This window comes from Sphingomonas sanxanigenens DSM 19645 = NX02, assembly GCF_000512205.2.
Classification (GTDB): Bacteria; Pseudomonadota; Alphaproteobacteria; order Sphingomonadales; family Sphingomonadaceae; genus Sphingomonas_D; species Sphingomonas_D sanxanigenens.
The window spans coordinates 4,041,281-4,060,269 of the sequence record NZ_CP006644.1 but is presented as its reverse complement, the minus strand read 5'-3'; the positions used below and the strand labels follow the sequence as shown (position 1 = coordinate 4,060,269).

Here is an 18,989-nt window from a genome sequence, read left to right as displayed (position 1 = left end):
CCCTTGGTAGGTGCGTGCGGCTCAGGCGCCGGCGCGAACCGCGAACGCCCACGCCTGTTCGGCGAGCGGCCGGACGCGTTTCGAGGCCTCCTCGGCCTCCGCGCTCGAGGCGTTGCCGTCGAGAAAGCGCTTGCGGATGCCCTGGACGATGCCGGCGAGGCGGAACAGGTTGTAGGCGAAATACCAGTCGAGCTGGCCGACCCCGGAGAGGCCGGTGCGCGCGCAATAGCGTTCGCTGATCGCGTCGAGATCGGGAATGCCCAGCCCCGCGAGATCGAGCCCGCCGAGATGCGAGCGCCGCTCGCCGCTGGGCAAGGCCCAGTTCATCGCGAAATAGGCGAAGTCGGCGAACGGATCGCCCAGGGTCGACAGTTCCCAGTCGAGCACCGCCAGCACGCGCGGGGCGGCGGCATCGAAGATCATGTTGTCGATGCGGTAATCACCATGGATGATCGAGGTGCGCGCCTGCGTCGGCAGCGTCGCTGGCAGCCAGGCGATCAGCCGCTCGACCGCCTCGATCTCGTCGGTCTGCGAGGCGCGATACTGCTTGGTCCAGCGACGGACCTGCCGGTCGAAATAATTGCCCGGCGCGCCATAGTCGGCGAGGCCGACCGCTTCCGGATCGATCATGTGGAGACCGGCGAGCACGTCGACCATCTGTTCGTAGATCGCGCGGCGCTCGGCGGGAGCCGATTCGGGCAGCGCCCCGTCCCAGAAGGTGCGGCCCTCGACCAGCTCCATCACATAGAAGGGGGCGCCGATCACCGCCGGATCCTCGCACAGCGCATGGGGGCGGGCGACCGGGAAACCGGTGGGATGGAGGGCCGCGATCAGCCGATATTCGCGCTCCACCGCATGGGCGGAGGGCAGGATGGCGCCCAACGGCTTGCGGCGAACGACATAGGCGCGCGCGCCATCCTCAACCCGATAGGTCGGATTGGACTGGCCGCCCGGAAATTTGGCGATGCGGGTGACGGCGCCGAATCCGCCGACATGCGCCGACAACCATGCGCCCAGCGCCGTCGCGTCGAAGTCCGCCGCGGGCACGCGCGCGCCACCGCCGTCCTGGCCTCCCATCGTCATCCTCGCAGATCGCTATCATTGTCGTAATTGGTGATACCCTATGTTCAAATTGTTCTGTTTTGCAAGTGCTGAGCGCCATACCATCGATACGGCTTTGTGATCCGCCGGCATCGGGCATAAGAGTTTATCCATGACGACCGAAACCGCTCCGACTGCCCCGCTGCGCGCACCGCGCAGTCGACAACGCTTCGAGCGCAAGCGCGACGATATTCTCGACGCGGCCACCGACCTGATCAACGAGCGCGGCGCGAAGGGCACCGCGCTGCTCGACGTCGCGCGCGCGGTCGGGCTCAACACCACCAGCGTCACCTATTATTTCCGCCGCAAGGACCAGCTGGCCGCCGCCGTCTTCGAACGGACGACCGAGCGGCTGACCGAAATGGTTCGCGTCGCAGGCGCCGAGGCGACGCCGGAGGCGCGTGTCCGCCGCTTCGTCCAACTCCATGCCGAACTGCGCGCCGCCGTGCTGCGCGGCGATGCCCGGCCGCTCGCCAGCCTTTCGGACGTGCGCGCGCTGGAAGAGCCGCTGCGCGTGCCGCTGGAGAAGCAGTATCAGGCGCTGTTCCGCGAGGTGCGCGCCTTCTTCGGCGCGCCGGCGGATGAAGCGCACAAGGATCTGCTCACCGCCCGCGCGCACATCCTGCTCGAGCTGGTGTTCTGGCTGCCGATCTGGATCAGCCAATATGCGCTGGACGATTTCCCGCGCGTCACCAAGCGGCTGTTCGACATCCTCGCCAGGGGCATGGCGGTGCCGGGCGCGGTGTGGCGGCCGCGGACACTGGCGGAGGACAGCGGCGATTTCGGCGCGGGGGAAGGCGGGCGCGAGAATTTCCTGCGCGTCGCGACCCAGCTGATCAACGAGAGCGGCTATCGCGGCGCTTCGGTCGAACGCATCGTCGAGAAGCTGAAGGTGACGAAGGGCAGCTTCTATCACCATCTCGACGCCAAGGACGATCTGGTGCTCGAATGTTTCCGGCGCAGCTACAAGCGCGTCGCCAACATGCAGAGCCGCGCGCACTGCAGCCGCAGCAATGAGTGGGACAGCCTGTCGACCGCGATCGCCTCGCTGCTCGACATCCAGTTCGAGGCGAGCTGGCCGCTGACCCGCACCACCGCGTTGCAGGCGTTGCCGGCGCCGGTGCGCCTCGAGGTCGTCCAGCGTTCCAACCGCACCGCGCTCCGCTTTGCCGGCACGCTCACCGAGGGGGCGGCGGAGGGTTCGCTGCGCGTGGTCGATCCGCTGGTCGCCAGCCAGATGATCATCGCCATGCTCAATGCGGCGTTCGACCTGCGCAAATGGGCATCCCGCCTGCCGCGCGACCGGGCGATCGCGATCTACGCGTCGGTGATCATGGACGGCATGTTCGACGATCATGTGCTGGCTGGGGATTGAAGGGCGGGCTCGAGGGTGGGCATACCGGGATTCCTAAACCCCTGATCCCTGCCCCGTTCGCCCCGAGCGAAGTCGAGGGGTGGTTCGAGCGCAGCCGAGAACCGAGCCCCGCCCGGAGTGTGTCCCCCGTCTCGGCTTCGCTCGACGGCTCCCTCGACTTCGCTCGGGACGAACGGGAAGGAAGGCAAGTCGCCTGCCGGAATTAAGCCGGAATGCAGTATATTGCACATCCGCTTCGCCGCCTGCCCGAGCATACCTGTTTTACGAAAAATCATCCGTCCACGTCGTTTTCAGTTGCCCCGCACGACAACCGCGGCCAAACAGCGACGACAAGGGAGTGCGCGAATGGCACCTGAAACGATCTTGGACGAGGATGTCGCCGTCCGGCTGGTCGGCCGGACCTATGTTTCGGAAACGCTGTTGATCGATCAGCCGATGATCGACGCGTTCGCCGAGACGACGTTCGACCGCCAGTTCATCCACATCGATCCCGAGCGCGCCGCGGCGACGCCGTTCGGCGGCACGATCGCGCATGGCTTCCTGCTGCTGTCGCTGTTGCCGCACCTCCACGAGCGCGCGCCGCGGCCGACGCAGCCGCCGATCGCGATGGGGATCAATTATGGTTTCGATCGGGTGCGCTTCGTGCGGCCCGTGCGTGCGGGCGCGATCGTGCGGGCGCGCTTCACCGTTGCCGAACTCGTCGAGAAGCAGCCCGGGCGTTTCCAGCAGACGCTCGATGTCGAACTGCTGGTCGATGGGGCGGAGGCGCCCGCGCTCGTCGCGCGCTGGATCACCCAGTTCGTCGTCGCGGCATGATCCGCGCGCTCTGACCGATGCACGGCATCGCGCTCCCCGAAGGTCTGGCCGGGCGGCTGATCGGGCTGGAGGGGGCGCGCAACTTTCGTGATTTCGGCGGTTATGCCGTCAGCGGAGGCGGCCGGATCCGGCGCGGGCGGCTCTATCGCTCGAACCGATTGTCGAAGCTGACCGCAGCGGATCTCGATCGCCTCGCCACGCTGGACGTCACCACCATCTTCGACCTGCGCGCGCGGCGCGAGCGGGAAGCCGATCCCACCGTCTGGACCGACCCCGCGTCGATCACCCACGTCTTTCGCCCCGGCCACAAGCGCCGCCTGGTCGACATGGCGCTGGACTATCCGCCGACAGCGGCGGGCGCGCAGGCGCTGATGCATGATTTCTACGCGGAGATGCCGACCGCGATGGGCGAGACGTTCGGCGCGATCATCCGTCATGTCGCGGACGGCGCCGCGCCCTGCGTGATCCACTGTTCGGCGGGCAAGGACCGTACCGGCGTTGCGGTTGCGCTGCTGCTCGCGGCGCTGGGCGTCGACCGCGCGGAAATCGCCGTGGACTATGCGTTCACGAGCGCCATTCCGGGCCGGCAGGCGGGGGACATGGCGCGCGCCGTTGTCCGCACCGGCGGCGATGAGGAATTTCGACGGCGCTATCCGCCCGAGGCGATCGCGGCGATGATGGCGGCGGATCCCGGCTATATCGCCGCCGCGTTCGACGCGGTCGCGCGGGGGCACGGAACGATCTCCGCCTATCTTGCGTCGATCGGCGTGGACGACGAGGTCGTGGCGCGCCTGCGCGCGCGGCTCGTCGAGCAGGATTGAGAAGAGAGGAAACCGGATGAAAGCGCTTGTCTCCACCGCGGTTGGCGGCCCCGAAACCCTGTCCCTGCTCGATCTGCCGGTACCCGTGCCGGGGGCGGGCGAACTGGGCGTGCGTGTGCTTGTCTGCGGCATCAACTATCCCGACGTGCTGATCATCGAGGATAAATATCAGTTCAAGCCGCAGCGTCCCTTCGCGCCGGGCAGCGAGATCAGCGGCGTCGTCGAAGCGGTGGGCGCCGATGTGCAGGGCTGGGCGATCGGCGACCGGCTGATTGCGGTCACCGGCCATGGCGGCCTCGCCGAACAGATGGTGCTGGAGGCCGGGCGCGCCTTCAAGCTCCCCGACGGACGCGATCCGGCAGAAGGGGCGGCGCTGCTGATGACCTATGCCACCACCATCCATGCGCTGGTGGATCGCGGCACGCTGCGCCCCGGCGAGACCTTGCTCGTGCTGGGCGCCGCGGGCGGCGTCGGGCTGGCGGCGATCGAGATCGGCAAGGCGCTGGGCGCGCGCGTCGTCGCGGCGGTCTCCAGCGAGGAGAAGGCGGCCGCCGCGCGCGAGGCCGGTGCCGATGCGACGTTGCTCTATGGCCGCGCGCCCTTCACGCCGGAACAGTCCAAGGCGCTGGCGCAGGCGTTCAAGGAGGCGGTGGGCGAGAGCGGCGCCGATGTGATCTACGATCCCGTCGGCGGCGATTATTGCGAGCCTGCGTTGCGATCGATCGCATGGGAAGGGCGCTATCTCGTCGTCGGTTTTCCCGCCGGCATTCCGAAGCTGCCGCTCAACCTCACCCTGCTCAAGAGCTGCGATGTCCGCGGCGTGTTCTGGGGCGCGTTCGCCCGCCGCGAGCCGGAGCGCAACCGCGCCAACGTCGCGCAACTGTTCGACTGGTGGGAAAAGGGCCAGATCAGCCCGCGCATCGACCGGTCGTGGCCGCTCGCGGAAGGCGGCGATGCGATCCGGTGGCTCGCCGACCGCCGGGCGGTGGGCAAGGTGGTGGTGACGGTGGCGTAGCACCGATCGCCTGTCGGTCGGCAGGGATGCTTGTCCAGCCGTTCATCTCCGGAACGTCGTTCCGCTGCGGCCCCTAGACGCCGGAGCGGAACGGCTCGAAGAATGGGCGGAGTTCGGTCTTCAGGATCTTGCCATTGGCGTTGCGCGGCAAGGTATCGTGCGCGAACACGATCCGCACCGGCACCTTGAACGGCGCCAGCCGCTCCCGCACCCAGTCCTGCAGTTCGGCCTCGGTCGCCTGTTCGCCCGGCGCGAGATGGACGACGGCGCCCGGTTCCTCGCCCAATGTGCGATGGGGCAGGCCGATCAGCGCCGCGTCGGTCACCGCAGGATGTGCGTAGAGGACGTTCTCGACCTCGGTCGAATAGATATTCTCGCCGCCGCGAATGACGATATCCTTGGCGCGGTCGACGATCGTGCAGAAGCCTTCGTCGTCGAGGCGGGCGAGGTCGCCGGTGCGCACCCAGCCATCGACGAATGTGGCTGCCGTCGCCTCCGGGTTGCGCCAATAGCCCTTCACCACCTGCGGCCCCGACACCCACAGTTCGCCGACCTGGCCCACCGGCAATTCGGTGCGGCCGTCGGGCGCCATGATGCGCAGGTCGGAGACGGGGAGGGGCGGGCCGCAGCTGTCGGGCCGGTGAAGATAATCCTCGGCGCCATGATGCGTCACGGTCGCGGAGGTTTCGGTCATGCCCCAGCCATTGTTGGGCGCCGCGTTGAGATCGCCATGGACGCGGCGCACCAGCTCTGGCGCGGAGGGCGCGCCGCCATAGGCAATCGTCTCCAGCGAGGAGAGGTCGAAGCGTGCACGCTCGGGATGTTCGAGGATCTGCCAGGCGATGGTGGGAACGCCGCCGGCATTGTTGATCCGCTCGCGCTCGATCAGGCCGAGCGCCACCAGCGGATCCCATTTGCGCATCAGCACCAGCTTGCTGCCCGTCGCCAGCGTGCCCATCAGCACGGCGTTGCAGGCGGTGACATGGAACAGCGGGATGACGAGCAGCGTCACCCGCGGCGTGGTCTGGGGCGGGGTCTCGCCGCGGCGCAGGTGCGAGCGGTGGATCGAGAAGGCGTTGGCCAGGCTGCAGGTCAATATGTTGCGATGCGTGCCCAGCGCGCCCTTGGGCGCGCCGGTGGTGCCGCTGGTGTAGAAGATCGTCGCATCGTCGTCCGGCGCGATGTCCACCGCCGGCAATTCGCCCGGCGGCAGGTCGCCATAGCCGGCGACGGGGCCGACCGCGTCCTCGAACGCGCGGGCGATCCCGGCCAGTTCGGTCGCGCCGACGCGGGCGACCCAGGCAGCCTGCAGCGTGGGGATTCCTTCCGCGAGCGGCGCGATGCGCTGCCAGCGCTCGCCGTCGCAGATCAGCAGGCGGGCGCCCGAATCGGTGAGGCCATAGGCAAGCTCGGCGCCGGTCCACCATGCGTTGAGCGGCACCGCGATCGCGCCCAGGCTGGCGATCGCGAAGAAGGCGACCGGCCATTCGGGCAGGTTGCGCATCGCCATCGCCACCCGGTCGCCCTTGCCGATGCCCGCTTCCGCCAGCTTTGCGGCCAGGGCGGCCACGGCGCGAAACCAGCCATCATAGGTGACGCGATCACCCTCCAGCACCATCAATTCACGGTCGGCATAGCCGGCATGCACCGCCTTCGCGAGCGCGGCCAAGGTGGGTGGCTGGTTCTTCCAGGTCCGCGTCGGCACGCCGGCGATGGAGACCGTCTCCATTTCGAACAGCGCGCCCGGGGCGCAGAGCCGGCGGGTGGCCTCCTCGATCGACATGGCGGGCCACATGGCGGCGCCCTCACGGACGGCGACGGCCGCCATATCCTCGGTGGGCATCGGCACCTCTCCCTACAATCTCAAATGTCGGTATGTGCGGCTTATCCTTGATTCTTCCGCATCACAGTGATTATCCCTAGCTTCATCACGACGATGAGTCGAGAAATTAAGAAAGAGGGTATGTTTCGGAGAGGGGCTTCGGCGGCAGCGTGGCGGATCGTCGCGCGGCGTTGCATCCTCGCCGGGTCGGCCCTCGCCGAACGACCGCCCAAGGAGAAGACATGCCTGCGATAACCACGCGCCGCGACGGCGACGTCCTGATCGTCACCTCGGACAATCCGCCGGTGAACGCGCTCTCCGCGGATGTCCGGCAGGGGCTGGCCGCGGCGATTGCCGAAGCGGAAGGCGACCCGCAGGTGAAGGCGGTGGTGATCGCCGCGGCCGGCCGCACCTTCTTCGCCGGTGCCGACATCACCGAATTCGGCAAGCCGCCGCGCGAACCCGGCCTGCCTGCGGTGATCGACGCGATCGAGGCGAGCGGCAAGCCGGTGGTCGCCGCAATCCATGGCACCGCGCTCGGCGGGGGGCTGGAGGTCGCCCTGGGCTGCCATTATCGCATCGCTGCCGCATCGGCGAAGCTCGGCCTGCCCGAGGTCAAGCTGGGGCTGCTGCCTGGCGCCGGCGGCACGCAGCGGCTGCCGCGCGTGGTCGGCGTCGAACCGGCGCTGGCGATGATCGTGACGGGCGATCCGATCCCGGCGAAGAAGGCTGCGGCGATCGGGCTGGTCGACGCGCTGGTCGCGGACGATCTGCTGCTCGCCGAGGCGATCGCCTTTGCGCGCGCCGTCGCCGACAAGGACGCGCATCCGGTCGCGAGCACGCGCGCCGATCGCATCGCCGGCGCGGATGCCGCCACCTTCGCCGCGTTCCGCAAGGCCAACGCGCGGCGGCTGAAGGGCTTCGAGGCGCCGGAAGCCTGCATCCAGGCGGTCGAGGCGGCGGTGGCGCTGCCCTATGCCGAGGGCGTGGCGAAGGAGCGTGCGCTGTTCCTCAAGCTGATGAACGGTACCCAGTCCAGGGCATTGCGCCACCTGTTCTTCGCCGAGCGCGCGGCGGCCAAGATCGACGGGCTGCCCGCCGACACGCAGACGCTGCCGATCGCGAAGGTGGGCATCCTCGGTGCCGGCACGATGGGCGGCGGCATCGCGATGAACTTCCTGACCGCGGGTATCCCCGTGACGATCATCGAGCGCGAGCAGGCCGCGCTCGATCGCGGCATCGCCATCATCCGCAAGAATTACGAGGCGAGCGCGGCCAAGGGGCGGATGACCGCCGAGGCGGTGGAAAAGGCGATGGGCAACCTCGCCGGTTCGCTCGATTATGCCGACCTCGCCGATTGCGACCTCGTGATCGAGGCGGTGTTCGAGCTGATGGAGATCAAGAAGGAGGTGTTCGGCCGCCTCGACGCCATCGTCAAGCAGGGCGCGATCCTCGCGACCAATACGAGCTATCTCGACGTCGACGAGATCGCCGCGGCAACCAGCCGGCCGGAAGCGGTGATCGGCCTACATTTCTTCTCCCCCGCCAACGTCATGAAGCTGCTCGAGATCGTGCGCGGGGCGAAGACCGCGCCGGCGGTGCTGGCGACCTGCATGGGGCTGGCACGCAGGATCGGGAAGATCGCGGTCGTCTCGGGCGTCTGCCACGGCTTCATCGGCAACCGCATGCTGTCGCCGCGCCAGCGCGAGGCCAATGCGCTGCTGATGGAAGGCGCGCGGCCGGTCGATGTCGATCGCGTGCTGCTCGATTTCGGCTTCCCGATGGGGCCGTTCCAGATGGCCGATCTCGCCGGGCTCGACATCGGCTGGGATCCGGCGAAATCGAACGGCGAGACGCTGCGGGACCGGCTCTGTGAAGCGGGCCTGCGCGGGCAGAAGAACGGCCGCGGCTTCTACGATTATGACGCCAGCCGCAACCGCACCCCCTCGGCCGAGGCTGAGGCGATCATCGCCGACTTCGCCGCGAAAGCGGGCACGGAACAGCGCAGCATTTCCGACGAGGAGATCCTGGAGCGGCTGCTCTACCCGATGGTCAATGAAGGCGCGCTGATCCTCGAAGAGGGGATCGCGCAGCGTGCCTCGGACATCGATATCGTCTGGCTCAACGGCTATGGCTGGCCGGCCTGGACGGGCGGCCCGATGTTCTGGGCGGATACGATCGGCCTCGATACCGTCGTCGCGGGGCTGGAGAAGCATGCCGCGCGGATGCCGGCACTGCGCGTTTCCGAGCTGCTGAAGGCCAGGGCAGCGAAGGGCGAGACCTTCAATGGGTGAGGCGGTGCAGACCGGGCTCGACGCCTTCCGCGCGGAGACGCGCGCATGGCTGATCGAGAATTGCCCGCCCGAGATGCGCACGCCGATGCGTTCGGAGGCCGATATCTGCTGGGGCGGACGCAATGCGCGCTTCACCTCCCCGGCGCAGAAGCAATGGCTGGACGTGATGGCCGCGCGCGGCTGGACGGTGCCCGACTGGCCGGCCGCCTATGGCGGCGGCGGGCTGGCGCCGGCCGAGGCGAAGATCCTCCAGCAGGAGATGGCCGCGCTCGGCTGCCGCAGCCCGCTGAGCTCGTTCGGCATCTCGATGCTCGGGCCGGCCTTGCTCAAATATGGCAGCGAGGCGCAGAAGCGCGATCATCTCCCGAAGATCGCGCGCGGCGAAATCCGCTGGTGCCAGGGCTATTCCGAACCCAATGCCGGATCAGACCTCGCCTCGCTCGCGACGCGCGCGGAGGACAAGGGCGATCATTTCCTCGTCAACGGTCAGAAGGTGTGGACCAGCTATGCCGACAAGGCGGACTGGATCTTCTGCCTCGTCCGCACCGATCCGGAGAACAAGCATGGAGGCATCTCGTTCGTGCTGTTCGATATGGCCTCGCCCGGCGTCTCGACCAGGCCGATCCTGCTGATCTCGGGCTATTCGCCCTTCTGCGAGACCTTCTTCGACGATGTGAAGGTGCCCAAGGACAATCTGGTCGGCGACCTCAACCGCGGCTGGGATGTGGCCAAATATCTGCTCGGCCATGAGCGCGAGATGATCTCGGGCATGGGATTGCGCGCAGGCGAGGCGTCGCTGGGGGAAATGGCGCTCGCGCATCTCGGCGCCGAGCCCGACGGTCGGCTCGACGATCCCGTGCTGCGTGCGCGCATCGCCCTGTTCGAGCTGCGTGCCGAGGCGTTCCGGGCGATGTCCGAACGCTTCATCGATCAGTTGAAGGCGGGCAAGGCGCATCCCGCCCAGCCGTCGATGATGAAATATTACGGCACCGAGCTGAACAAGCAGCGCCACGAACTGGCGATGGCGGCCGGCGGATCGGACGCGCTGGAATGGGACAGCGAACGATCGCATGGCGGTGCCGCCGCGCGGAGCTGGCTGCGCACCAAGGCCAATTCGATCGAGGGCGGCACGTCCGAGATCCAGCTCAACATCATCGCCAAGCGCATCCTTGGCCTGCCGGGAGCCTGAGCCATGCCGATGTTCCATGACGATGAGCAGGCGATGCTCGCCGATACCGCGCGCGGCTTCGTCGCCGGGGCGGCACCGGTCGGCCATATGCGCGCGCTGCGCGATGCCGGTGACGCGGCGGGCTTCTCGCCGGCGCTGTGGCGGCAGTTCGGCGAGATGGGGTTCAACGCCATCCTGATTCCCGAGGCGGACGGCGGGCTCGGGCTCGGCCATGTCGAGGCGGGGATCGTGCTGGAGGAGGTCGGACGCAACCTCACGCCGTCGCCCTTTCTCGGCACCGCGATCGGCGCGGTGACCGCGCTGAAGGACGGCAGCGCGGCGCAGCGGGAGCGCTGGCTGCCCGGCATTGCCGCGGGCGAGACCGTGGCGGCGCTCGCGGTCGACGAGGGCGCGCGGCATCGGCCGCAATCGATCGGGCTGCGCGCCGAGCCTTCGGGCAATGGCTTCCGGCTGAGCGGGGCCAAGCGCTTCGTGCCGCTGGGCCATGTCGCCGACCTGCTGATCGTCGCCGCGCGCACCGCGGGCGGCGATGCCGACGCGGGCGGTGTGACATTGTTCGCGGTGGAAAAGGATGTCGCGGGGCTCTCAATCGGCGCCGACCGCCTTGCGGATGCCAGCATGGCGGCGCGGCTCGCCTTCGACGGCGTCGAGGTGGATGGCGACGCGGTGATCGGCGCCGTGGGCGAGGGCAGGGAAACGCTGAACCGCGTGCTCGGCGCGGTGCGTGCCGGTGCCGCGGCCGAGATGCTCGGTGTCGGCGGCGGCGCGATGGACATGACGGTCGATTATCTGCGCGAGCGCAAGCAGTTCGGCGTCGCGATCGGCAGCTTCCAGGCGCTGCAGCACCGCGCCGCGCATCTCTATGCCGAGCTTGAAGTCGCGCGCGCCGCGGTGCTCAAGGCGCAGCAACTGCTCGACGAGGGGAGCGAGGGCGCCGATCGCGCGGTCTCGGTGGCGAAGGGCATGGCGGGCCTCGCCAGCCTGCTCGCGGTGCAGGAAGGCGTGCAGATGCATGGCGGCATCGGCATGACCGACGAATATGATATCGGCTTCTTCATGAAGCGGCAGCGCGTGCTTGCCGAACTGTTCGGCGATGCCGACTTCCACGCCGATCGTCTCGCCCGGCTCTCGGGTTATTGAGACGGCGCGAAGCCGCGCCGGCCAGGCGATACGCCGGCGGCGGTCGTCGTGCTTCGCGATGATCCGCCGTGGGGCGCCCTCGGCAAGGTGCTGAAGCGGGAGTTGCCGGATCGGCCGACCCGTTGGCGCGCATTGCCTGCGTCATGCGGCGCAATCCTGCGTGGTCGCGACCGAGAGAGGTCGCCATCGTCGCAAGAACATGGCACCATGGCCGCGCTGTTCAGCGAGCAGAGAGACGGCGTGCCTCGCGTACGCGGCACAAGGGAGACTTCGTTTGGTTGAATCCGATCTCACCGAAATGACGGCGGACATCGTCGCCAACTATGTTGCGAACAATGAATTGCCGATCGGGGATGTCGGTGGGCTGATCGCAGAGGTTCATGGGGCGCTTGTAGGCCTGCAAGCTGCGCCGGCGCCTGCCGAGGTCGTTTATGAGCCTGCCACGACGCTCCGGAAAAGCCTCGCGAACCCTGCGAAGATCATCTCGATGATCGACGGCAAGCCCTATGCGACGTTGACGCGGCATCTCTCGGCGCATGGCCTGACTCCGCAGGCCTATCGGGAACGGTACAAGCTGCCCGCCGACTATCCGATGACCGCGCCGGACTATTCCGCGCGCCGCAAGGAACTGGCGCTGGCGGCAGGACTGGGGCGGAAGCCGAAACCCGCCGAGGCGCTGGCCGTGGCCCCCAAGCCGACGCGGCGGAAGCTGGGCATCTCCACGTCGAATAAACCCCCGACCAAGCGGCCGCGCTGACGAGCGCCGGCGCCTGCCGGCGGAACCATATGCCGAAGCCACCGCAGGAAAGCTGCGGTGGCTTCGATGATCGGCTGTGCCTTTACGCCGCGGCAGCGAGATCCGGATCTTCGATCTGGACGCGGAAGCCTGAGCGGACCTGCGGGAAATAATCCCAGATCGCCAAATGCTGGGTGCAGCGATTGTCCCAGAACGCCACCGAATGCTGCTCCCACTTGAAGCGGCACTGAAAATAGGCGTTCTCGACATGGCGATAGAGGAAGTCGAGCACCGCCTCGCTCTCCGCTGGCGGCAATTCGTTGATGTGGCTGGTGAAGCCCTTGTTGACGAACAGCGCCTTGCGGCCGGTGACGGGATGGACCCGGATCACCGGGTGGACGGCGACCGGATAGCTTCCGGTCGGATCGAAGCGGCCGAACGCCAGCCGGCCGTCGTGCGTGGCGGTGAGCCCTTCGAGATAGGCCTTCATCCGGTCAGACAGCGCGTCATAGGCGGCATACATGCTGGAAAAGGCGGTATCGCCGCCGGCGGTGGGCAAGGTGTGAAGATAGAGGATGCTGCCCATCGGCGGCTTCGTCGCGCATGTCATGTCGCTGTGCCATTCCTCTCCGGCGACATGCTTCGAGGTCTCGTCGGCGTGGAGCTTGCGCACTTCGGGATGGTCGGGAAGCCCCTTCAGCGCGTGCGCCTGGAGATTGCCGAAATGGAGGCCCAGCCGCTTCAGCGACACCGGATCGAGCGGCTGGTTGCGGAAGAAGATCACCTGATGGTCGGCGATGGCCTGGTGAAGGTCGGCCACCTGCCCGGCCGAAAGCGGCGCGGTGAGATCGATGCCCGAGACGATGGCGCCGATGCGCGGTGTGAGCTGTTCGGCGGTGATCGTGCGGTAGGCCATGGATTCTCCTCTGTCCGGCCGGGCCGGAGCGCTGATTCGACCATCAATGTATACGCAATGTATACTGAATGTATACATTGCGGCCGATGCAGCCTGTCGGAGGCGGGGGTTTGTCAGTGCCGGGCCCGCGCGGTACACGGGCGAGCGAGACGACTGGGAAATTATGGCCAAGCGAGCGACGGAGCGGTTGAGCGACAAGGTTGCGGCGCGGCTGTGCGATCAGATCGAGGCCGGCGCGATCGCGCCGGGCGACCGCATCATCGAGGTGGATATCGCCGAACGCTTCGGCGTCTCCCGCACGCCGGTGCGCGAGGCGCTGATCCGGCTCGCGCGGGAGGGCGTGCTCGACCCCGCCGATCGCGGCTATGCGCTGCCGCGCGAGGATGCGTCGGCGCGGCGGGAACGGCTGGCGGCGCGACGGGTGCTCGACATCGCGATCGCGCGAGAAGCGGCAGTGGCGGTGCGCGGGGGCGCCGGCATCTCCGCAATGGAGCGCGAAATCGAGAAGATGGCCGCGGCGCATCAGGCGGGCCGCGCCAAGAGCTTCGCGACGGCGCATTATCGCCTGCGCGACGAGATCCGTCTGCTCGCGGACAACCGGCTTCTGGCGCGCTGCGCGGCGCTGGTGGACGACGCCTTCCGGCTGGGCCGCGAGCAACTCTATCGCATCGCCGCCAACCGCGAGGCGACGCTGGCGGCCGAGCGACTGCTGATCGCGGCGATCGGCCGCGGCGATGCGGACGCAGCCGAGCACGAAGTCACCGCCTTTCTCGATCGGGTGGGTGGATCGGCGCTGCGCGGCCGATCGTGACGATCGATGTATGATTGTCATACATTGACAGGGATCGGCACGGCCCTATCGTAAGCCCCGCACGCATAGATGCGGCTTCGGGGATTTCGCGCACATGCCCAATTCACGCATCCGGCCATGGCTGGTCGTCATCGTCAGCCTGTTCGGGATCTCGACCGGTCCGGCTGCCTTCGGGCTTTCCTCGTTGGGCATCGCCGCCGAGCCGCTGGCGCGCGAATTCGGCTGGAGCCGCACCGAGATCAGCGCCGCGGTCTCGATCATGATGCTGGCGACCGCCGCCTGCATGCCGATCGCCGGCCGGCTGATCGATACGCTGGGCGCGCGCCGGGTGCTCATCCCGTCGGTGCTGCTGCTCGCCGGCTGCATGATCGGGCTGGGGTTCGTGCAGGCCTATTGGCAGTTCATCGCGCTCTATGTGGCGATCGGTACGATCGCGGTGGGATCGAACAGCACCGCTTATATGCGGATCATCACCGGCTGGTTCGATCACCGGCGAGGGCTGGCGATCGGCATCGCCGGCAGCGGCACCGGGCTCGGCTTCGCCTATGTGCCCGTGCTCACGCAGGCGCTGGTCGCGGACATGGGGTGGCGCGCGGGTTATATCGGGCTCGGCGTGCTCCTGCTCGCGACCACCGTGCCGCTGACGCTGCTGGTGCTGCGCGAGGCGCCCGCGCATGAAGCGCCGCACGACCGGCCGGAGGCGCATGCGGGCGTGCAGGGCGCCACGATGGGCGAGGCGATGCGCAAGCCCGATTTCTGGGTGCTGGGCGGCATCTTCGTGGTGCTCGCCTTCGTGCTCTACGGGCTGATCCCGCACCTCGTTTCGCTGCTGCTGGATCGCGGCGTCCCGGCGGCGGAGGCGGCGTGGATCGCCTCGCTGTTCGGCATGGCCGCCTTTGCCGGCCGGTTGCTGATCGGCTTCATGGTCGATCGGCACGATGCGCGGCGCATCGCCTTCCTGTTCTTCTCGCTCTCCGCCATCGGCCTCGCACTGCTCGCGCTGCCGCTGCCGCTCTGGGCCTTTCTGCCGGCGGCGCTGCTGCTGGGCGGCAGCCTGGGGGCGGAAGTCGATATGCTCGCCTATCTCACCAGCCGCTATTTCGGGCTGCGCAGCTTCGCGCAGATCTTCTCGACCTTGTTCGCCGCGGTGATGGTGGCGATGGGGCTGGGGCCGCTCGCCTTCGGCTTCGTGTACGACCAGACCGGATCCTACACCGCGATCCTCGCGGTCGGCGTTCCCATCTGCATGTGCGCCGCCGGGCTGGTGCTGCTGCTCAGCCCCTATGGCGCGCGCGCGCGCGGCGGACAGGTTTCGATCACGTGATGCCGAAGGGGGCGAATATGCAAGTTCATGGGGTCAAGGCGGGTGCAGCGCTGCTCGCGCTGGTGTTGGGCGCGGGCGGCGCCGCCGCGCAGGATCGGGTGATCCATGCCGGCCGGCTGTTCGATGGCGAGAAGCGCGTGCTGCAGGGCCCGTCGAGCATCGTCATCAGGGACGACCGGATCGTCTCGGTGGTGCCGGGCCACGTCACCCCGGCCGGTGCCGAGGTGATCGATCTCAAGGACGAGACCGTAATGCCCGGCCTTGTCGACGGCCACACCCACATCACCTCGCTGCCGCGCACGGGCAATCCGATCGCCAAGACGATGACCTATTCGCCGCTCGACGTGGCGCTCGCGTCGACGGTCAACGCGCGGGCGATCCTGCTGTCGGGGGTGACGACGATCCGCGATCTCGGCGGCCTCTATGGCGCCGATGTCGCGCTGCGCACCGCGATCGACCGCGGCTCGATCGTCGGCCCGCGCATGTGGGTGGCGGGCGAGGCGATCGGCCCCACCGGCGGCCATAATGACTGGAGCCATGGCCTGGCATCGGATGTGTCGCGGCCCGAATTCGGTGCCGGTCTGGCGGACGGTGCCGACGCAGTGACCGCGCTCGTCCGCAAGGAGCACAAGCTCGGCGCGTCGGTCATCAAGATCATGCCGTCGGGCGGCGTGGTCAGCAGCGGTGACGATCCCAAGGCGCAGCTGATGAGCAATGCCGAGATCCAGGCGGCGGCGGAAGCCGCGCACGCGCTGGGCCTCAAGCTCGCCGCGCATGGCCATGGCAAGGCGGCGATCGACGATGCCGTGCGGCTGGGCGCCGATTCGATCGAGCATGGCACTTATGCCGATGCCGAAAGCTGGGCGCTGATGAAGGCGCGCGGCACCTGGTTCGTGCCGACGCTGCTCACCACCCGCAAGCTCTACGAAACCGCGCAGAAGCGCCCGGAAACGCTCAATCCCTTGACCGTGAAGAAAGTGCTGGCGATGGGCACCGGCAGCGCCAAGCTGACCGCCGCCTACAAGGCCGGCGTGAAGATCGGTTTCGGCAGCGATACCGGCGCGGGCGAGAATCCCAAGGAAGCGGCCCTGATGGTCGAGGCGGGGATGGCGCCGATCGACGTGCTGGTCGCGGCCACCGGCGGCGGCGCCGATCTCGTCGGGTCGCCGGACATCGGCAAGATCGAGGCCGGCCGCTACGCCGACATCGTCGCGGTGCGCGGCGATCCGATCGCCGACATCAAGCTGGTCGAGACGATCGACTTCGTGATGAAGGGCGGCATCGTCTACAAGCGCGGAGGGATCGAGCAGCCGGTGAGGCTGGTCAATCCCTGATCGCCGGCCCCTCATCCTTTTCAGGGGGAAAGGGTGAGGGGCCCAGGACCGTAGCGCCCCCTTCGCCATCAGAAGCGTTCGAGCGTGAACGGCGCGGTATCGAATGGCGCGACACCGCCGGTCGCGATGGCGGCCATGGCTTCGCCCGTCACCGCGGCCAGCGTGAGGCCGAGATGCTGGTGGCCGAAAGCGTAGAGGATGTTGGGCGCTGCCGAACTCCGGCCGATGGCGGGCAGATAGTCCGGAAGCGTGGGGCGCGCGCCCATCCATTCGCATGTGTCGTCTGCCACGGGCAGGCCGAGTTCGGCGGCATGGCGCCGCAATCTTGCCCATTTGCGGGGATCGGGCGGGCTTTGTTCGCGGCCGAATTCCACGAAGCTCGCCGCGCGCAGCCCGGAATCGAAGCGGGTCACGATCATCGATCGATCTTCGAAGGCGATCGGCGGCAGATTCTCTGGCCAGCCCGGCGCGGCCATCTGGATATGATAGCCACGCTCGGCGATGATCGGGACATGGTGGCCGAGCGGCTCCAGCAAATGCCGTGAGCCGACGCCTGCAGCGACAAGGATGACGTCGGCGTCGAGCCGTGCACCATCGTCGAGATGCGCGACGGCGCGGTCGCCCTGCCGTTCGAGCCGGATCGCACGGCCCAGCCGTCTCTGACCGCCGCCGGCATGGAAACCCGCATCCAGCGCCCGGGCGAGTTGGCGAAGGTCGGCGATCTGGCCGCTTCCGGCAAAGCGGATCGCGCCCGCCGCCTCCACCTGGAAATGGCGCTTGATCTGCGCCATCTCATCGGTGGTGGCGTCGCGGAAGCGGGTGGTGCCGATGTTGGTTTGCGCCCAGCGCCTGCGCCCGGCATCGGCTGTCGCCAGGCTCTCCCACAGCACGAAATGGCCGGCTTCGCGCAGCAGCGACCCTGCGCCCACCATTTCGAGCAGCGTGCGCCAGGCGGGCAGCGCCACGCCCAGCATGGTACCGAGGGCATGCGCGCCCGCCGAGAAACGCGATGCGCCGGATGATCGCACCAACCGCATCGAAAAAGGCAGCCATGCCGAAATATCGCGCGGCGGCAGGCCCAGCGCGCCGCCGCGCATGAACAGGCGTCGATGCATCGACAAAATGGTCGCCCGGGATGCCAGCGGCTCGACCTGTTCGATCGCGATATGGCCGGCATTGCCCCAGCTTGCCTCGGGGCCCGTCGGCGGTGCGACCAGCGTCACCGCGAAGCCCGCACGCTGCAGCGCAATCGCCGAGGCATGACCGATGACCCCGGCGCCTATGACGATGGCTGTGGAACCCGCACGATTTTTCTCTGCCATCCGCGATCCATATATCGTATACGAATTTCTGGCAATGGACTGCCAGTTTGAGTCGATGGGGATGCTGCGGTGCTGCCGGCAATTGCGCCCGTCGAACAATCGGGACAGAAGTTTGTCAGTATGAAGTTGTAGGAAATAGCATGAGTCTCGTCGTTCGTAATCTCTCGGATCAGTTGGTGGAACTTGTAAGGGATCGGATTTTATCGGGTGCGGTCGCCGGGGATGGCGCTATTCGTCAGGATGCGCTTGCGGCGGAACTGGGTGTCAGCAAGATACCGTTGCGCGAGGCGCTGGGACGGCTCGAACAGGAAGGGCTGGTGCGCGCGCAGGCCAATCGCGGTTTTTTCGTCCGGCCGCTCTCCACCGAGGAAGCCGAGGAAGTGTTCGACCTGCGCCTGACACTGGAGCCCGCGGCCGTCGCGCGGGCGGCGACGCGCGCCACCGATGACGAGCGCGCCTTTGCCACCGACACGCTGGAGACGCTCTATCGCGTGACCGACGAGCATGGGGAAGGGGTGGGGGCATTCAACCGCGCCTTCCATCTGGCGCTGATCCGTCCGTCGCGAAGCTTCGTGACCAACAGCATTCTCGAACGGCTGCATGTCCTGTCCGAACGCTATGTGCGCAAGCATCTCGAACCGCTCGGGCGCGATGAGCGCGCCAATGACGAGCATCGGGAAATCTTCAAGGCATGGCTCGCGCGGGACACCGACACGTTGCAGCGGTTGATGCACGATCATATCGGGCAGACGCTCGAAGACCTGCGCCGGCAATTGCCGCGGGATGACGCCGCGCCGGCGGGCAAGCCCTAACACTATCCTTGAATCCTGGGCGGCGCCTGCGCCGTCCAGCGCGATGTGGCGATGGCCGGAGCGCGGCCGGCGCCGCCCGACCGCGCCCGGCCGAACGCGCGCGCGTCGCCAACGCCGACGCCGCGCCATTCTCAGCATCGTCCGGAATCAACCCGACCGGG

16 protein-coding genes are annotated in these 18,989 nt (G+C 67.9%); 12 read left to right on the top strand and 4 right to left on the bottom strand.

Features of this window, described 5'->3' with window-relative positions; translation table 11 throughout:
• Positions 1 to 21: 21 nt before the first annotated feature.
• Positions 22 to 1,083, bottom strand: a complete 1,062-nt coding sequence (locus tag NX02_RS18390) for a phosphotransferase family protein (RefSeq protein WP_025293666.1) — start codon at positions 1,081 to 1,083, stop codon at positions 22 to 24.
• Positions 1,084 to 1,213: 130 nt separating this feature from the next.
• Here NX02_RS18390 and NX02_RS18385 point away from each other — a divergent pair, with 130 nt between their 5' ends.
• The 4 genes from NX02_RS18385 (at position 1,214) to NX02_RS18370 (ending at position 5,128) form a co-directional block, all read left to right on the top strand.
• Positions 1,214 to 2,476, top strand: a complete 1,263-nt coding sequence (locus NX02_RS18385; protein ID WP_025293665.1) for a TetR/AcrR family transcriptional regulator — start codon at positions 1,214 to 1,216, stop codon at positions 2,474 to 2,476.
• A 345-nt stretch (positions 2,477 to 2,821) separates the two neighbouring features.
• Positions 2,822 to 3,292 (top strand): MaoC family dehydratase, encoded by a 471-nt coding sequence (locus NX02_RS18380; RefSeq protein ID WP_025293664.1) that lies wholly within the window; start codon positions 2,822 to 2,824, stop codon positions 3,290 to 3,292.
• Between the two features lie 17 nt (positions 3,293 to 3,309).
• A complete protein-coding gene (locus tag NX02_RS18375) occupies positions 3,310 to 4,113 on the top strand; it encodes a tyrosine-protein phosphatase (RefSeq protein ID WP_025293663.1) in 804 nt (267 codons plus the stop codon).
• 16 nt (positions 4,114 to 4,129) lie between these two features.
• Positions 4,130 to 5,128 (top strand): NADPH:quinone oxidoreductase family protein, encoded by a 999-nt coding sequence (locus NX02_RS18370; protein ID WP_025293662.1) that lies wholly within the window; start codon positions 4,130 to 4,132, stop codon positions 5,126 to 5,128.
• 73 nt (positions 5,129 to 5,201) lie between these two features.
• Here the strand turns inward: NX02_RS18370 and NX02_RS18365 are convergent, their stop codons facing one another.
• Positions 5,202 to 6,971, bottom strand: coding sequence for a class I adenylate-forming enzyme family protein (locus NX02_RS18365; RefSeq protein ID WP_025293661.1), 1,770 nt, complete (start codon positions 6,969 to 6,971; stop codon positions 5,202 to 5,204).
• 221 nt (positions 6,972 to 7,192) lie between these two features.
• Here NX02_RS18365 and NX02_RS18360 point away from each other — a divergent pair, with 221 nt between their 5' ends.
• The 4 genes from NX02_RS18360 (at position 7,193) to NX02_RS18345 (ending at position 12,330) form a co-directional block, all read left to right on the top strand.
• Positions 7,193 to 9,244, top strand: coding sequence for a 3-hydroxyacyl-CoA dehydrogenase NAD-binding domain-containing protein (locus tag NX02_RS18360; protein ID WP_025293660.1), 2,052 nt, complete (start codon positions 7,193 to 7,195; stop codon positions 9,242 to 9,244).
• On the top strand, positions 9,237 to 10,433 hold the full coding sequence (locus NX02_RS18355; RefSeq protein WP_039996679.1) for an acyl-CoA dehydrogenase family protein: 1,197 nt from the start codon (positions 9,237 to 9,239) through the stop codon (positions 10,431 to 10,433). The genes NX02_RS18360 and NX02_RS18355 overlap by 8 nt, the downstream gene beginning before the upstream one ends.
• Positions 10,434 to 10,436: 3 nt before the next feature.
• Entirely contained in the window at positions 10,437 to 11,573 is a 1,137-nt protein-coding gene (locus NX02_RS18350; RefSeq protein WP_025293658.1) for an acyl-CoA dehydrogenase family protein, read from the top strand.
• Between the two features lie 274 nt (positions 11,574 to 11,847).
• Complete coding sequence (locus NX02_RS18345) at positions 11,848 to 12,330, top strand: Ros/MucR family transcriptional regulator (protein ID WP_025293657.1); 483 nt, start codon at positions 11,848 to 11,850, stop codon at positions 12,328 to 12,330.
• 82 nt (positions 12,331 to 12,412) lie between these two features.
• Here NX02_RS18345 and NX02_RS18340 read toward each other — a convergent pair whose 3' ends face one another.
• Positions 12,413 to 13,225 carry a TauD/TfdA dioxygenase family protein gene (locus NX02_RS18340; RefSeq protein ID WP_025293656.1) on the bottom strand — a complete coding sequence of 271 codons (813 nt, stop codon included), beginning with the start codon at positions 13,223 to 13,225 and terminating at the stop codon, positions 12,413 to 12,415.
• 187 nt (positions 13,226 to 13,412) lie between these two features.
• Here NX02_RS18340 and NX02_RS18335 point away from each other — a divergent pair, with 187 nt between their 5' ends.
• The 3 genes from NX02_RS18335 to NX02_RS18325 all read left to right on the top strand — a co-directional run bounded on the left by NX02_RS18335 (position 13,413) and on the right by NX02_RS18325 (position 16,694).
• Positions 13,413 to 14,036, top strand: coding sequence for a GntR family transcriptional regulator (locus tag NX02_RS18335; protein WP_162232701.1), 624 nt, complete (start codon positions 13,413 to 13,415; stop codon positions 14,034 to 14,036).
• A gap of 94 nt (positions 14,037 to 14,130) precedes the next feature.
• Positions 14,131 to 15,360 (top strand): MFS transporter, encoded by a 1,230-nt coding sequence (locus NX02_RS18330; protein ID WP_025293654.1) that lies wholly within the window; start codon positions 14,131 to 14,133, stop codon positions 15,358 to 15,360.
• A gap of 17 nt (positions 15,361 to 15,377) precedes the next feature.
• Positions 15,378 to 16,694 (top strand): metal-dependent hydrolase family protein, encoded by a 1,317-nt coding sequence (locus tag NX02_RS18325; protein ID WP_025293653.1) that lies wholly within the window; start codon positions 15,378 to 15,380, stop codon positions 16,692 to 16,694.
• Positions 16,695 to 16,762: 68 nt separating this feature from the next.
• On the opposite strand, the gene NX02_RS18320 is transcribed toward NX02_RS18325, so the two are convergent.
• Positions 16,763 to 18,016, bottom strand: a complete 1,254-nt coding sequence (locus NX02_RS18320; protein ID WP_025293652.1) for an NAD(P)/FAD-dependent oxidoreductase — start codon at positions 18,014 to 18,016, stop codon at positions 16,763 to 16,765.
• A gap of 140 nt (positions 18,017 to 18,156) precedes the next feature.
• Between NX02_RS18320 and NX02_RS18315 the strand changes: the two genes are divergently transcribed.
• A complete protein-coding gene (locus NX02_RS18315; RefSeq protein ID WP_025293651.1) occupies positions 18,157 to 18,828 on the top strand; it encodes a GntR family transcriptional regulator in 672 nt (223 codons plus the stop codon).
• Positions 18,829 to 18,989 lie beyond the last annotated feature (161 nt).